We start from the raw sequence: 14,573 nt of genomic DNA on the forward strand, positions 1-14,573 counted from the left end.
CCCCCACCCATTCCCCTGGTTTTTTGCCCCCCGACGATTGGTGACCCAGAGGCGCGGTCCAGCTGTGGCCTGATTGAGTTTTTCCCAGACCTGATTCTGCGCTTCGATCCCAATGGCAACATTCTGGAGGTCCAAGAATCCATAGACCCAGACTTGAGGCTGATCGGTTGTACCGTAGGCCAACCGATGACGGAGTGCTTCGATGCCAGCTTTATTATCAATCTGTTTAGCTACAGCCAGCGAGCCACCAAAGCGCGATCGCTACAAAGTTTTGAGTCGGTGTTGACCCTAAAGGACCAGCAGATCTTCTGCGAGGTCAGGCTGGTGCCCGCCGATCGGGGTGAACGTGTAGCCATTATTCGCAATATCACCGAGCGCAAGCGTCTGGAGCAAGCGCTGCTGGCCGATGCCATTCACGACAGTCTAACGGGCCTACCCAACCGCAGTGTTTTTATGGAAAAGGCCGCCCGTGCCGTTGCGCTTAAAAAGAGCAGCACTGCCTATAACTTTGCGGTGCTGTTTGTTGACCTTGACAACTTTAAGGTAGTAAATGACAGCCTGGGCCATCTGGTGGGAGACCAGCTGCTGATCGACATTGCCCTCAAGCTTAAGGAGGGGCTGCGCTCCTACGATACCGTGGCTCGGCTGGGGGGCGACGAGTTTGCCATTCTGCTGCACAACATTCCCTCAGTGGCGATCGCTATTGAGGTGGCCAACCAGATCCAGCAGAGCCTAGCCATACCCCTGTGGATCGATAACCGCGAGGTGTTTTCTAGCGCCAGCATTGGCATTGCCTTTAGCGATGGCGAGTACGACAGCGTTGAGGCTATACTGCACCACGCTGACCTGGCCATGTACCGAGCCAAGGCCGCCGGGCGATCGCAGTATGCCGTGTTTGACCCCGCCCTAGACAACTGACTAACGCCCGGCTCCCCTCTCACTGGCTGACCAGGCTTAGGGCTGGGGCCTCTACCCTAGGCGTTTGCATGGGATCGTAGCCCAGCTGCTCGCTAATGCGCTGACGGGCTAAGGCCCGATATTCCCAAAAGTGCTCTCCAGCCGCGCACAGGCCCAGATACATGTTCAGCATCTGCGGTTTGCGGCTCAGGATAATCCAAAGCTGGTGCCAGAACTGGCGGCGAATCTCGGCGCGGCGAATGCCTTGATGCCAAATAATCTGGGCAAACAACGGCAGCCCTTTACGCAACGGGAACTGCATGGTCTGCTGACGGTGCTGGGGCGATCGTATCTTGAGACACTGCTGCAGGCAGCGGTTTAGATAGCGGCTCGGCTCATAGAGCTGCCAAAATCCATCCACATAATCTTGAGCCAGCTCTGCTACCGGGCGGGTGGGGATAAAGTTCATCAGGGTGTTTTGGTCGCCAGTGGGGTGGCTACCGTCATCGAGCAGCCGCTGCTCTTGCTTGAGCCGATCCCAGAGAGCGGTGTTGGGCAGGGCTTGCAGCAGGCCCAGCATGGGTTGGGGAATGCTGGTTTGCTCAACGAAGGCCTGAATGCGATCGCCTGCCCCCGATCGCTCACCATCGAAGCCCAAAATAAACCCTGCGTAGATCAGCATGCCCGCCTCGTTGATTTTGCGGCAGGCGTCTACCAGCGGGTTGCGCGTATTTTGCATTTTGCGCGTTACCTGCAGGCTGTCCTGGTCGGGGGTTTCAATACCGAGAAAGACGGCGTAAAACCCAGCTTCGCTCATCAGCTGCAGCAGTTCGTCGTCTTCGGCCAGGTTGACCGAGGCTTCGGTGATAAAGGTAAACGGATACTGGTGCTCCTGCATCCAGGGAATTAACTCGCGCAAAAAGCGCTTGACGTTGCGCTGGTTGCCAATGAAGTTGTCATCGACAATAAACAGCGAGCCGCGCCAGCCCAAATCGTAGAGGGTTTGCAGTTCGGCTAGGGCCTGCTCAGGCTCTTTGGTACGGGGCTTGCGGCCATAGAGCGAAATGATGTCGCAAAATTCGCAGTTAAACGGGCAGCCGCGCGAAAACTGCATGGCCATCATCAGGTAGGCATCGCGCTTGAGCAGGTCGAAGCGGGGCAGCGGGCTGTGGGTGACATCGGGCTTTTCAAGAGAGCGAAAAGTACCCTCGGTTTCGCCACGCTCCAGGGCTTCTAGAAACTGCGGAACGGTCATTTCGCCTTCGTCTAAAACCAAGAACTGAGCGCCCGCATCCAGGGCATCTTGAGGTACAGATGTGGGGTAAGGACCACCCACCGCAACCCGCTTGCCCAGCCGCACCGCTTTTTGAATTAGCGCCTGAAAGTCTGGCTTTTGCACCAGCATGGCGGAAATAATCACCAGGTCACACCAGTCCCAGTCGGTGTCAGTTTCGGGGGTGACATTGCGATCGCGAAAGCGAATTTCCCAGTCGGCAGGCAACAGCGCCGCCACCGTAATAATCCCCAGGGGTGGAATGGTGGCCTTGAGCCCGGCCAGCTGCATAAAGCGATCGTAGGACCAGAAGGACTGGGGGAACTTAGGGTAGAGCAAAAGTGCTTTCATAGTCTTTGGGGGTGATCCTTCAGTGTTTAAGATGGTCGCAACGTGATGTCAATACATCCAAAATTCTGCTGATCAAAAACCTTTTTAATAGATAATTCGATGCTGGGTAATAACCACAGTGCGTTCGTCGTAGCTAGACCAGGGGCGATCGCGTCCTCAGACCAGCCCTACCCATCAACTTCCAGAAGATGGCTTAAAGCATTGAACGATAGTAACATGAGGCTTTTTTTACATCACCTAGAGCGTTGATCTGTGTAATGCCTTCGGGGCTATTTAAGTATTTCTGGCCCTAGAACAATTGGTGCCATCATAGGAAACTACTACTGCATAAAAACAATGGTTGCCCCCGTAGAATAGGAGGCACCGCAGCTGTAATCACCTATCAAAAGGTAGAAGCGAGCAGCAAATGGAAATACCTGTTAAAGAATGAAAATAATGGCTGCCTTGCCACAGAAAAATTTTCAGAAGGGATATAGTGCCCTAAGGTAAAAATTCACGTCGAGACTGGATTGGGTAAAGGGTAGTTGTTTACCCCTAGAATAAGTAGATAGCCTCAAACAATCAGCGTTCTGATCAAGGTACAGCAAAATTTCCAGCGCTTTAGGGCTACGTTTAATTAGGCTCATCTACTCATAGCCAGGCTGCGTTCCAAAGCGTAGCTATGCTGTAGCCTCAAGATTTAGAGAATTTAATCGTAGCGTTTAGGATCTTTCTTTTTCTTTTTAGTCTCGCTAGAGTCTGTCTTCGGTTTTTTAGTTTCTTTATTGCTTTTCTTTTCCTTGCCCATAGTTCTGTACCGGTTAAAGATTTAGCAAAAATTGATTGCAGCTAGCCAGCTTTAGCTTGGGGGCTAACGACCTAGGTAATGGGCTGGGCTGAACGGGTCGCTGTAGAACTTGTTTGAAACTCTAGGCCATCCATCCTGGCTGCCTCGCAGCGGGTAGCGCCGTCGCTGTGAATAGCTTCATTCTAGTGGGTGTTGGCTGAAATTACCCGATAATCGACCCACCCTAGAGCTATTACTCATTTAAACGTCTACCCATACGTTCATTTCAGTTAGATCTATCTGACCAAACTGAGTGGCGAAGGCGACATCGGCGGCATCTCGACCGTAGGCAACGGTAATGCGGTTGCCCCTGGGCATGGACTGAGTGGGGTCAAAGGTATACCAGCGATCGCCCACAAAGGCTTCAAACCAGGCGTGCATGTCCATTGGGTCGAGCTGGTGCAGATAGCCCACCACCATCCGGGCTGGAATCGTCAGACTGCGGCACAGAGCCATGCCTAAGTGCACAAAATCACGGCAGACGCCCACGCGCGTTTTTTCGGTGTCTACCGCAGAGGTAGACGCATTGCTGGTGTCGTAGCGGTACTCAATGTGGCTGTGAATCCAGTGGCGAATCGCTTCGACCTGGTCGTAGGCAGACTCAATATCGCCGACAATCTGGCTCGCTAATTCACCCAGCACATCGGCCTGGCAGTAGCGACTGGGCAAGAGAAACTGCAGCGTATAATCTGGCAAGTCTTGTACCGGCACAAACGCCGCTCCGGGTTGGACATCGATCGCATCGGCGGTGTCCACCGTCACGGTGCTCTTGATTCGCAGCTGGCCCTCAGGGGCTAAAATCCGCTGACACAGGTTACCGTAGCTATCGGTATAGTCAGCAATCGGCACGTTAGGGTTGAGCTGGTAGTCGGCGGAAATCACCTGCTGCGCGGCCCCACTGCGCGGCCGCAGCATCAGAATCAGCGGTGCAGGCTCGGTCGCCTCATACAAAAGCTCGCACCCGGCATTTAGTCGCATTGGCTCTCCTGGTAATAACCCTAGGATACGATAGGGTCAAGCGGTATCTGCGATCGCACAGACAGAACTCAACCTGTCTTACAAAATGTGGCTATTTTTTGGTCTACACGATTTTGGCAAAGGCAGTTGTAGCGATGGCCATTGCGCTTAGGACACCTCACTGGCACTGGCAAAAATTGGGACGGCGCGCTGGCGTGTAGCCAGCGCGCCAGAGAGTTGTGCAGAATGTTTTAACCGATCTCGCAATGTTAATTAATAAAAAGGCTAAAGCCCATGGCGTTAACTAAGGCCATGGGCTTAAAATTGCTCGACTTTGATGGCAAAAGCTAGAGTAATCAGTCACCCTAGCTCAGCTACATACATTGCAGCTATACAACGGGGTTCCAGCTAACTTCGGTAGTGGGCAGCGTAGTAACGCCTTCTACTAAGTCTGTGCCATCCATTAACCACAGCGCATTTTCGCCAGTGGATGGGTTATGCCACAGAAGATCTAAGCTGCCATCCTGGTTAAAGTCAGCGGATCCTTTAGCTTGCCAGACGGTCTCAGCGGAGGTGGTTGTGCGCGCATCAACAAAGTTAGTTCCATCCATTTCCCAGAAGGCATTGGCCCCGGTGATGCGATTTTCCCAGAAAATGTCGACCTTGCCATCTTGGGTGAAGTCGCCTACGGCCCCTACCTCCCAATCGAGACCTGCATTGAGAGTAATAAACTCTCCCGAGACAAAGTTAGTGCCATCCATAAACCAGACTGCAAGCTCACCGGTGTTGGCGTTGCGCCAGAGAATGTCATCTTTGCCGTTGTTGTTAAAGTCGCCAGATTCAACTACCTTCCAGCCAGAAGCAGCATCATTAGGCAGAAGAGCACCAGTCTCAAGGTTAACCCCATCCATGAGCCAAACGGCGGCCTGGTTGGTAACTTTGTTCTGCCAGACTAGGTCAGGATTGCCATCGCCATTGAGGTCACCTAAGGCCTTAATGTCCCAATTGACGTCAGATATGACTGGGGAAAGAACATCACCCCCAGCAAAGTTGATATTATCCATCAACCAGAACACTGACTCACCAACGTTTTGATGCCGCCAGAAGATATCGACAGAACCGTCACCGTTGAAGTCAGAGGTAGCGTTAAACTTCTCGACGCTTTCGCTGGTGGGCGCGCTTGTCAACGACTCGGCGGTGCCCTGGCCATCCACGTAGCTGACCGCTACCTGCAAGAACTGATTGACCTGGCCGTTGCGGGGGCTAAAGTTGACGCCGGTTGCGCCGTCAATATTGCTCCAGGTGCTGCCATCACTAGACTGCTGCCACTGGTAGCTCAGGGTACCTAGGCCATCGAGATCGACCAGGGTAGAGGTGTTTGCGGTCAAGATTTGACCCTGGGCGACGGTGCCGTCAATGGTGACGCTACCAGTAGGCGAATCGTTGACGTTGGTAACGGCACTGGCCGTGGCATTGCTGAAGACTGATTCAGCGGTACCGCCGAGGTCGGTGTAGCTTACCTGCGATCGCACCAATTGGCCAACCTGATCTTGAGTAAGGGTAAAGGTACTGGCAGTAGCCCCAGCAATAGCTGCCCAGGTAATGCCATCGCTAGATTGCTGCCACTGGTAGTTTAAGGTACCTAAGCCATCAAGGTCTCCCAGAGTAGAGGTGGCGGTGAGCAGTGAACCCTGCTCTGCTGTACCGCTGATGGTCACGCCGCCCGTGGGTAAGCTGTTTACGCTAACAACCGTACCCGAAGACGAGGCAGAACCACTCTCGCCATTGGCGTTAATAGCGATAACTTGCAGGTTACGGGTAGTAGTATCGGGTGCTGTGGACGTGTTCTCAAAGGTAATTTGCTGGGCAATGGCAGCTATCACAGCATCATTTACCGCTGTGCTTGAAACCAGCCGCACATTATCGATGTACAAACTAGCACCTAGGGCCAGACCACCAGTCTTATCGTAGGAGCCACCCACAAACTCGAACTGGTAAGCACCAGTGGTACTGATAACGGCACTAGCCTCATTAAAGGCCTGAGTATCACCTCTTTGTGCAAACAAGCGACTACGGGTATCATCTCCGGTGCCAAAGATGCTATCGCCACCAGCACCTACCAAGAAGCCGAACACCTCATAGGCATCGCTACCATTCTGAGCCGCCCAATCTAAGGTAATGCTGTCGCCAGTAAACGCTTGGAAGGTGTTGCTGCGCACATAGGGGCCATGTAACGAGCCGTTACCAGTAGGGCTATCATTACCAGATGGACCGCTGATATTACCATTGCTGACTAATTGCAGAGCATAGTTCCCGGTACTGACGACCGAGGATTGAACAACAACGCTATACGATGCGCTTGGGTTAGTTCCTAAAACAATGGTGCCAGTCCCGGTAACAGAGCCACCACCAAAGGTATAAGGAATGGTCTGCCCATTAAGATTTTGAACAGAACTGTAGTTTTGATTAAAGGCCGTCCAACCGGTTAGGTCGTTGGTTTCAAAACCAGAGTTAGTCAGCGGGCTAGCAAAGTTGATTACTAAGTCTTTGCCGTTTGTGCCGTCGAGCACGGCGTCGATAGAGCCGATGCGATCACGGCCGCTGCCGTTGCCCAGATAAACATCTACACCCACGACCGAAATTGCCCCAGCTGCATTAGGCGTGGCAGAACTGGTAAGGGCAAGTTGGTCAGCGCTGGTGCCGTTGGTTAGGTCAAAGCGCAAACTACCGTCGTTGTAGTTGACTGTACTTGCAAAGTTAATGCTGTTATCAATGACAATCGGGCCTGTGCCCTCTGTAAACGTGAAGCTATCTAGCCCAGAAACTGTTACGGCAAAAACACCGTTGTAGGCTACCATAGCTGCGGTATCAAAGACAGCAGTATTAGTAGGGGTAGCCACCTGCCTATTCAAGTTCCAGCTTCCCCCTTGGCTGGGGTTGCCTACTTTGGTCGTGCTGGCACCAATGGATGCTCCCGTGAGGGTGTGCAGTGTCTCAATAAACTCTTCTCCCGCATCTCCGGCGGCGATGTTGCAGCCATAGAGCAGCAGGGTAGAGGCTGAGTTTTGACCCGAGAACCACGACTTTAGCGCTTGGGTGTGGGTCTCTAGGTTAGTTAGATCGAGCTGCGCGTTACCCAAGAACAAAACACCTGGGGCCCCGTGGGAAATGAGATGGACGGTGCTGGCAGGATAAACCTTGAGGTAATCGGTAATTTGGGCAATACCATTAGTATCGGGAACCAACACCTGGACAGCCACACCAGGCAATACACCATCTACAAGGTGTTGAACGTCGCTAACATTGGCGTCAATAAAAACAACGGACTGAGCAATACGAAGCATAGTGTACTCCTAATGAGATGGGTAAAATTTTGATTTTTGCTGGTGTTAAACGAGCAATCAAGGCGTTGGAAAACCAACAGCTAATGAAGCTGATATAACAACACTGCAAATCAAAAACGAATGCAGGCAAAAAATTTCCTTGGGGGAAAATTCAATTTCTCCCAAAGAAAGTCAAACGGCTTGACAGAATTAGTTAGCAGGCTTTGCCTCGTTTGCGGTGCGTTAAGGCTACTAAAAAATTGAAGTGAATTAAGCCGATTTAGTGTAGAGCTAGTTTTTTAGAGTACTACAAAGCAACTTGAGGAATGATGAAGTTCTTGTTGTTTGAGTAATCGAAGTAAAAAGTTTGTAGCTCAGCAAATCAAAGCCTGGAATGTGCCAACAGACTTAAATGATAAATCTGAACGAAGATAGGTCGGGCTTGAAACATACGTGGATCCGTTCCGAAAAGTGAACTAGACAACAGGAGAGGAAACGGCTGTTTGGAGATATGCTCTGCTGAAACCAAATCCCTCTTAGTGAATGTGCCCAGTTCTCTCCAAAAAATCTCGGGCACTTGCCGATATTACAAATCGAAACTCAAGCCCTGTGCGTAGCCCATCTCGGCGCTTCCTTTGCGCCTCTGACTTCAAGCCAAAACACAGGCCTCGGTTAAGCGTTGTCGGCATTGTTGGGCGGGTAGTTACGCAGCGTTTGCACATAACTGGGGTCTTGGGTACCCAGCAGCCGATCCCAAAAGGTGAAGTACAGCCCGTAGTGCAGGGTATATCTGAGGTGGTGCACAGAGTGGTGGGCCGGGCCAATCACCCATCGCCCTAGCCAGTGGTGCGGAAAAACCGTCGGCAGGCGATCGGGGCCTAGGTGATTGAGTACGGCCCACAGGGTCATGGTGATCATCACAGCAAGCACGGTGACAATGTGCAGCGGCAGCACAAAGACAATGCCGACCAAAAAGATAGCCTGAACGACGGCTTCTAGGGGGTCAAAGGCAAAGGATGTCCAGGGGGTGGGATAGCGCGATCGGTGGTGCCCCTGGTGTAGCCAGGCAAACAGTTTGGGGTGATGAAACAGTCGGTGGGTGAAATAAAAGTAGGTATCTTGCAGCACCAGCGCGGCGGCATAACTGGCCCCTAAGTACCACAGCCCATAGTCTTGCGGATTGACGTAGAGACGGGTTGCGCCGTCGTGGTAGGCGGAGAGAACAAAGGCGGCGGCCAGGGCAAACACTGCCGCCGCGATCGCAGAAAGCTTGATGTCGTGCCAAATCGTAGGCCAGGATGGTGACTGCCGTTTGGGACGGCTAAACGCTCGGCCAACAGGCGAATAAAAAACCCAGTAGGTAATTCCCGCCACTAGAAAATAGCGACAGAGAATTATTCCCCACAGGGCGATGCTGTAAAACTCGAAGGAGCGTTCTTTCAAGCGGTTTAGTTCCTTACCGTGCTGTTTTTGCGCTTACTAGTGCATAGTGAAGCAATTTTTGATGGGGTGGGTATAAATTCTCTCGGTAGGGGTAGTGATGTTGGCTACAAGCCCAGTTGAGCTGCCGATTACCTCTCCTAATTGGGCAGGCGATCGCATGTTGATTGTGGGCAGCGGCTTGACCAGCGGCCCCCTGCCCATCGATCGCCTCTGGCTGGCTACGGGCCTATCAATGGTGAGCACTGGCCCCTGCTAGCGGATGTGCGGGCGATCTATTTCATTGAAGTGGTCAACGGCCTGCCGGTGCTGGATGGGCACCGGCGCTGGTCGGGGGGCAATCTGTTTATGATAGGTGGAGCAACAGCGCTGCAACTAGGGCCGGTGGCGTGGAACCTGTTTAAGGGTAGGTTGGCGAGCGATCGCATCGTTCCGGCTCTGGTCAAAACGAGCCTTGGACTATCGAGTTGTACCGCAAACCCTCCGCCCAACCCCTAACACCCGCTATCCAAACCCAACACCTTTATTTGTAGGAACCTCAACTCGCTATTCAAACAGATTCCCCAATTGATGGCAGGTTTGCTCAATGCTGGCCAGGCTACCGGGGTTTACAAGCCCAAAATAGTCAAAGCTGTGCACCTGATTTTGCTGGGTGGCCTTGAGCTGGCTCCAGAAGGGTTCCCCCTTAAGCTGATTGAGCAGGTCTTCGCCTGCATCGACAATCAATAGAGCCTCGGGGTTGGTGTCCAACACTTTTTCTTCTGGCAGAGTGATGTAACCCTCGAACGGGCTTTCGCCTTGGAGATCGGCGGCGACGTTCTCTATATTAAATTGTGCGAGGAAGTCTCCGGCCCAGCTGGTTTTATTAGGGGCCAGTAGGGGCTGGCGGCTCACCAGTACCAGGGTAGTGAGGCTAGTATCTGGGGCTTCTGCCAGGCAAGCGTTATAGCGATCGAGCAGGGGTTTGGGGTTAGCCTCAACTGTGGCCGCAAGGGACTCTGTCAGTGCCCGCAGATCGGCCCAGCTGTTTACCTCGGTGGTGAGGGTAGGGGTGCCCAGTTCCTCTAGGCGTTGCAGGGTGCGATCGTGAAACCCCGCTGCGCCAATCACCAGGGTGGGCTCCAGGGCCACAATTTGCTCTAGGTCAGGTTCGGTGCGTCCTTCGCTGACGGCGGGTAAGCCCTCAAACCGAGCATCATCCCGCAGCAGTGCATTGCCAGGAATGCCCACCAGGGCATCGTCATCGAGGGTCTGCACCAGGTCAGCACTGAGGGAGGTGAGGGAGACGATGCGGTTCTCGGTCGCCTCGGCTGAGCCCGCCCTCACGGGATCGGCTTGGCTGCTACAGGCGGCGAGGGGGAGGAGAATGAGAGGGAGAAGAAGGGGGAGTTTCATGGATGGATAAGTGGGTGGGTAAGATGCTGTGGATTGCCAAAGCAACGCAGTTGGCTGTCAACTACGTTGTAGTTACACTGTCGGTACTGTTGGGATGGATGAGCTAGGCTTTGAATGAGACGAGCGAAAAGCGGATGCCAATCTTGCCAAGCATGGGATTAGCTTTGATGAAGCCACCACGGTTTTTTGTGATGAAAATGCCCGTGTAATTTTTGACCCTGATAGCTCATTCAAGGAAGATCGGTACCTGATTTTAGGAACGAGTGAACTATCGCGATGGTTATTGGTGTGTCATGTGTATCGCCGGAATGAAGAAGAGGTGGTGGACTATTTCAAGGATCTGGCCAAGGAGGCTGGAATTCCCTACCAAAGCCTAATCAATTTGTACTTGCAGGACTGTGTTAAGTCACGGCGGAAGTTGTCTTTGGAATGGGTAAAGTAGGGTGCCTATGCAGTTAGGGTTAGGACTTTGGTGGCCAATCCTGCGCCGCAATGCACCACAGTTTCCAAGGGCTGCCCTGATCAAAATCGATAGTTTAACCCCAAGCGCACATTCGTGCCGGCCTGACTGAACTGGGAAATGGCTTCGTTGTTGGGGCGATCGCGCACTTCAGAATACTGGTAGTACTCGGTATTCAGCAGGTTGTAGAGCCCGAGATTGATCCCCAGAGCGGGGGTGACGTTGTACGCCCCGATCAAATCTACTAGAGCGTAGGCGTCGGGCACAAAGTTGGTATTGCCCTCGGGCACTCGGGCGCGACCGACAAAGGTGCCCAGCAGCTCGGCCCGCCACTGGTTCTCGGGGGCCTGGTAGCGCAGGCCCGCCACGGCGCTGAAGGGGTCCACCGTGTTGAGGGGTTGATTTGTGCTCAAGTCATCGCCCTGGGCCAAGGCGAGGCTGGCCAGCAGGCTAAAGCCGCTGGGGCTGGGGCTAAAGCGATATTCACCGCCAAATTCGACGCCGTAGATGCGAGCACGGCCAATGTTGATCGCCTGAAACTGGCTGACTCTCTGGGTTGGCGAGCAAAAGGCAGCGGCGATCAGGCAGCGGGTGCCCACCTGCTGTTCGGTGGCGATGAAGTTGTTATAGGTGTTGTAAAAGCCAGTGAGGCGGGCATTCCACTGGGGAAAGGTGCCCCGCACCCCCACTTCAAAGCTGTTGCTCGACTCGGGCTGGAGATTGGGGTTAGAGAGGGTTTCATACTTAAAGAAGGCCCCGGCCAGGTTGGTGAAACTGCCCGTGATCTCGCTGTAGAGCGGTGCCCGAAAGCCCCGCGCATACTGGCTGTAGAAGGAAATTTCGGGGGTAACATCGTACAGCACCGCCAGCCGGGGCGACAGGGCCGACGCGGTCAGATCCACCGTTTGGCCGCGAAAGATGCCGTCGTCGATGGTTTGCAGGTCGTAGTGGTCAAAGCGCAGTCCAGCGATCACGTTCAGCGGCCCGATCGCAATTTCGTCCTGCAAATATAGGCCCAGGCGCAGGGTATCGGCGTCGGCAAAGTCTTTGATCGGAAAGATCGAGTCGGCCCCAGTGCCAAAGACGTTGGTGACGGCTCCAGTGACCAGGTTGGTCTGGATGCGATCGCGCGGCCTGGAGTTAAAGGTCTGTGACACATCTACCCCGTAGGTGAGGCGGTGATCGACGTTACCGGTGGCAAAGTCGCTGCGCAACTGCACCTCGCCGCCGTAGGTGTTGGTGATGAACTGGTTGTTGCTGTTGCGGCGCACGGGGGAACCGGCAAACCCCGGCCCGGTGCCTGTGGGCCGCACCTCTTGCACCACTTCGGTCGTGTTGGCCACCTGGTAGTAGATCTGCCCCCGAGCAAATTGCAAGAATGACTCGCTGTCAAGGTCGTCAAACTCATAGGACAGGCTGAGGCGGGTGCGATCGATTTGGTTTTCGCCGCTAGAACTTAGGGCCAGAGGGTCGACGTTGCCGGGGGCCAGCCCGTAGGCGGTGCGACGGTTCACATCTTCGAAAATCAGGCTGAGGGAGCTGACCTCGTCGGGGAAATAGACCACGTTGCCGTAGAGGTTGGTATCGCCAATGTCGATGCTGTCGGTAAACCGGGATGGAGCAAAGTTGCTCAGCTCGCGCCCGTCGCGGCGGCTCAGCACAAACACGCTCTCTAGATCCTCATTTCTAAGGGCAATGCGCGCTGCCGATTCCAGGCCGCCCACGGCACTGCTGTAGGTGCTAAACACATCCCCGGCCACGGTATCGTCTGGCCCCAGTAGGTCGCTAGGTTGCAGCGATCGAAAGCTGATTACCCCGCCGAGGGCATCGCTGCCGTAGAGGGTGGAGGCGGGGCCACGCAGCACTTCCACCGCTTGTAGGGTGGCAAAGTCAACGTAGTCACCCCGCCCTACCCGAAAGCCGCGCGGTGGCGCATTGCCAAAGGAAAACTGGTCGGGCAGGCGAATGCCATCAAGCTGAAACAGAATGCGATTGCCCCCAATGCCGCGAATGGTCACGTCCTGGGTGCCGTAGCGCTGGAGCGCCCCCGCCGCCGACACCCCCGGCTCGTAGCGCAGCAGGTCGTCGAGCCCCTGAATTTGGTAGAACTCAAAATCTTCCAGCTCAAATACGGTGACGGTGGCGGGCAGCGCGTCCACAGCGCGGGGGGTGCGGGTGCCTGTGACGGTAATGCGCAGCGTACCGCCAGAGGTGAATTCGACCTCGGGTAGATCGTCGGCGGTTTGGGCTAGGGTTTCAGGTGTTTGGGCTAGGGTGTCGGGTGTTGGGTATTGGGTTTCAGGGGTAGGTCGTAGGGCGGCGCTGGTGGTGGTGAGGGGTTCGATCTCTGAGAGCAGCGGGGGCGTGGGGCCAGGCTCAACGGCGGCAACCGGCTCATGCTCAGCCAGGGGTTGGGCCGGAGACTGATAGGAAGAATCGTCATCAGCTAGGTGAGATAGTTCACCAGATTCCCGCCCCTCATTAGGGTCTACAGACGCTGCATGGGCTACATCCCAGGGCAGCACTAGCAACAGTGGTGTGCTGCAGACAAGAAAAATTCTCAATAAAAATTGCTTAAGCATCTCTACACTCCTCACGGGAAAACAAAGGTTGTGGGTTAGCCCAAAAAAGCAGGAGCCAGAAACCGGGTTTTTGGGTCTAGGGCTGAGCTAAAGACGGCGGGCGATCGCTAAGAAAACTGGTCTCTGCACTCCGATCGCTAGCGGCGACAGGAAACACCTGCTGACCGAAGGGGGTAGCAAAAATCTCCACCTCCACCTGAAACACCTGTCGCAGGTTCTCAGGCGTCAGCACTTCAGCGGGCGGGCCGATTGCCCAGAGAAAACCCTGGTGCAGCATCGCCATGCGATCGCAGTACCTGGCCGCCAAGTTAATGTCGTGCAGCACGGTGATGATCGAGAGCGATCGCTCTCGGTTCAACCGCTTCAGCAGTTCCAGCAGCTGAAGCTGGTAGTGAATATCTAAAAACGTGGTCGGTTCATCGAGCAGCAGCACCTGGGGGTTTTGGGCCAGGGCCAGGGCGAAAAAGGCCCGCTGGCGTTCGCCGCCAGACAACTCGGCCACGGGGCGATCGCGGTAGGGTTCAATCTCCGTCCACTCCAGCGCCTGGGCCACCTGGTGCTGGCCCTCGGCGTCGAGATCCCACTGCCACCAGGGCTGGTGGGGCGATCGCCCCAGGCTAACCAACTGCTGCACGGTCAACCCCTCGGGTAGAGTTTGCTGCTGGGGCAACAGGGCTAGCTTTTGGGCCACCGCCGTGGGCGACAGACTGTGTAGGTCGCGATCCGCCAGCACAACGCTGCCACCTTGGGGTTTGAGCACCCGGCTGAGCAGCCGCAGCAGGGTAGACTTGCCCGAGCCGTTAGCCCCCACCAGGCACAGCCATTCCCCCGGCTCCACCGCCAGATTGACAGCCTGCACGATGGGGCGCTGATCGTAGCCACCGGACAGATTGCGGGATTCTAAAGGCATTTCAGCGTCCTCCTGCCAGGGTATTGCGGCGGTACAGCAGCCAGATAAACACGGGCGCACCCAAAAAGGCCGTCACCACCCCCACCGGTAGCTCCACCGGGCCAGCGCGCGCCACCAAATCGGCGGCCGCCAGCACCAGGGCACCCCCCAGGGCTGAAA

The 14,573-nt window shown here is 54.8% G+C and carries 11 protein-coding genes and 1 pseudogene; 4 read left to right on the forward strand and 8 right to left on the reverse strand.

The annotated features are described in order from the left end of the window. A partial coding sequence (locus IQ273_RS20860; protein ID WP_194025092.1) for a sensor domain-containing diguanylate cyclase occupies nt 1–918 on the forward strand: 918 nt, incomplete at its 5' end. Between the two features lie 19 nt (nt 919–937). Here the strand turns inward: IQ273_RS20860 and IQ273_RS20865 are convergent. The 4 genes from IQ273_RS20865 to IQ273_RS20880 all read right to left on the reverse strand — a co-directional run bounded on the left by IQ273_RS20865 (nt 938) and on the right by IQ273_RS20880 (nt 9,070). Further along, on the reverse strand, nt 938–2,521 hold the full coding sequence (locus IQ273_RS20865) for a B12-binding domain-containing radical SAM protein (protein ID WP_194025093.1): 1,584 nt from the start codon (nt 2,519–2,521) through the stop codon (nt 938–940). Nucleotides 2,522–3,548: 1,027 nt separating this feature from the next. After that, nucleotides 3,549–4,325: a transglutaminase family protein gene (locus tag IQ273_RS20870; protein WP_194025094.1), complete on the reverse strand. Its 777-nt coding sequence runs from the start codon at nt 4,323–4,325 to the stop codon at nt 3,549–3,551. A gap of 368 nt (nt 4,326–4,693) precedes the next feature. Beyond that, nucleotides 4,694–7,648 (reverse strand): DUF4347 domain-containing protein, encoded by a 2,955-nt coding sequence (locus IQ273_RS20875; protein ID WP_194025095.1) that lies wholly within the window; start codon nt 7,646–7,648, stop codon nt 4,694–4,696. Between the two features lie 651 nt (nt 7,649–8,299). Continuing rightward, nucleotides 8,300–9,070, reverse strand: a complete 771-nt coding sequence (locus IQ273_RS20880; RefSeq protein ID WP_194025096.1) for a sterol desaturase family protein — start codon at nt 9,068–9,070, stop codon at nt 8,300–8,302. A gap of 97 nt (nt 9,071–9,167) precedes the next feature. Here IQ273_RS20880 and IQ273_RS20885 point away from each other — a divergent pair, with 97 nt between their 5' ends. Both IQ273_RS20885 and IQ273_RS20890 read left to right on the forward strand, forming a co-directional pair. Beyond that, nucleotides 9,168–9,326 (forward strand): hypothetical protein, encoded by a 159-nt coding sequence (locus IQ273_RS20885; RefSeq protein WP_194025097.1) that lies wholly within the window; start codon nt 9,168–9,170, stop codon nt 9,324–9,326. 5 nt (nt 9,327–9,331) lie between these two features. Continuing rightward, nucleotides 9,332–9,565 carry a hypothetical protein gene (locus tag IQ273_RS20890; protein ID WP_194025098.1) on the forward strand — a complete coding sequence of 78 codons (234 nt, stop codon included), beginning with the start codon at nt 9,332–9,334 and terminating at the stop codon, nt 9,563–9,565. Between the two features lie 48 nt (nt 9,566–9,613). On the opposite strand, the gene IQ273_RS20895 is transcribed toward IQ273_RS20890, so the two are convergent. After that, nucleotides 9,614–10,462: an ABC transporter substrate-binding protein gene (locus tag IQ273_RS20895; RefSeq protein WP_194025099.1), complete on the reverse strand. Its 849-nt coding sequence runs from the start codon at nt 10,460–10,462 to the stop codon at nt 9,614–9,616. 130 nt (nt 10,463–10,592) lie between these two features. Between IQ273_RS20895 and IQ273_RS35890 the strand changes: the two are divergent. Continuing rightward, nucleotides 10,593–10,904: pseudogene (locus IQ273_RS35890) on the forward strand (BrnT family toxin); the annotation flags it as partial. 80 nt (nt 10,905–10,984) lie between these two features. On the opposite strand, the gene IQ273_RS20905 reads toward IQ273_RS35890, so the two are convergent. The 3 genes from IQ273_RS20905 to IQ273_RS35895 all read right to left on the reverse strand — a co-directional run bounded on the left by IQ273_RS20905 (nt 10,985) and on the right by IQ273_RS35895 (nt 14,565). Next, nucleotides 10,985–13,504, reverse strand: a complete 2,520-nt coding sequence (locus IQ273_RS20905; RefSeq protein ID WP_194025100.1) for a TonB-dependent hemoglobin/transferrin/lactoferrin family receptor — start codon at nt 13,502–13,504, stop codon at nt 10,985–10,987. Nucleotides 13,505–13,580: 76 nt separating this feature from the next. After that, nucleotides 13,581–14,414: an ABC transporter ATP-binding protein gene (locus IQ273_RS20910; RefSeq protein WP_194025101.1), complete on the reverse strand. Its 834-nt coding sequence runs from the start codon at nt 14,412–14,414 to the stop codon at nt 13,581–13,583. A 1-nt stretch (nt 14,415) separates the two neighbouring features. Continuing rightward, nucleotides 14,416–14,565 (reverse strand): iron chelate uptake ABC transporter family permease subunit, encoded by a 150-nt coding sequence (locus IQ273_RS35895; protein ID WP_255534626.1) that lies wholly within the window; start codon nt 14,563–14,565, stop codon nt 14,416–14,418. Nucleotides 14,566–14,573 lie beyond the last annotated feature (8 nt).

This window comes from Nodosilinea sp. LEGE 07298, assembly GCF_015207265.1.
Taxonomy (GTDB): domain Bacteria; phylum Cyanobacteriota; class Cyanobacteriia; order Phormidesmidales; family Phormidesmidaceae; genus Nodosilinea.

What these genes read in the sequence shown, in the direction of transcription:
- IQ273_RS20865 (WP_194025093.1), bottom strand. Translation starts at nt 2,521, where the DNA reads ATGAAAGCACTTTTGCTCTACCCTAAGTTCCCCCAGTCCTTCTGGTCC.
- IQ273_RS20870 (WP_194025094.1), bottom strand. Translation starts at nt 4,325, where the DNA reads ATGCGACTAAATGCCGGGTGCGAGCTTTTGTATGAGGCGACCGAGCCT.
- IQ273_RS20875 (WP_194025095.1), bottom strand. Translation starts at nt 7,648, where the DNA reads ATGCTTCGTATTGCTCAGTCCGTTGTTTTTATTGACGCCAATGTTAGC.
- IQ273_RS20885 (WP_194025097.1), top strand. Translation starts at nt 9,168, where the DNA reads ATGTTGGCTACAAGCCCAGTTGAGCTGCCGATTACCTCTCCTAATTGG.
- IQ273_RS20895 (WP_194025099.1), bottom strand. Translation starts at nt 10,462, where the DNA reads ATGAAACTCCCCCTTCTTCTCCCTCTCATTCTCCTCCCCCTCGCCGCC.
- IQ273_RS20905 (WP_194025100.1), bottom strand. Translation starts at nt 13,504, where the DNA reads ATGCTTAAGCAATTTTTATTGAGAATTTTTCTTGTCTGCAGCACACCA.
- IQ273_RS20910 (WP_194025101.1), bottom strand. Translation starts at nt 14,414, where the DNA reads ATGCCTTTAGAATCCCGCAATCTGTCCGGTGGCTACGATCAGCGCCCC.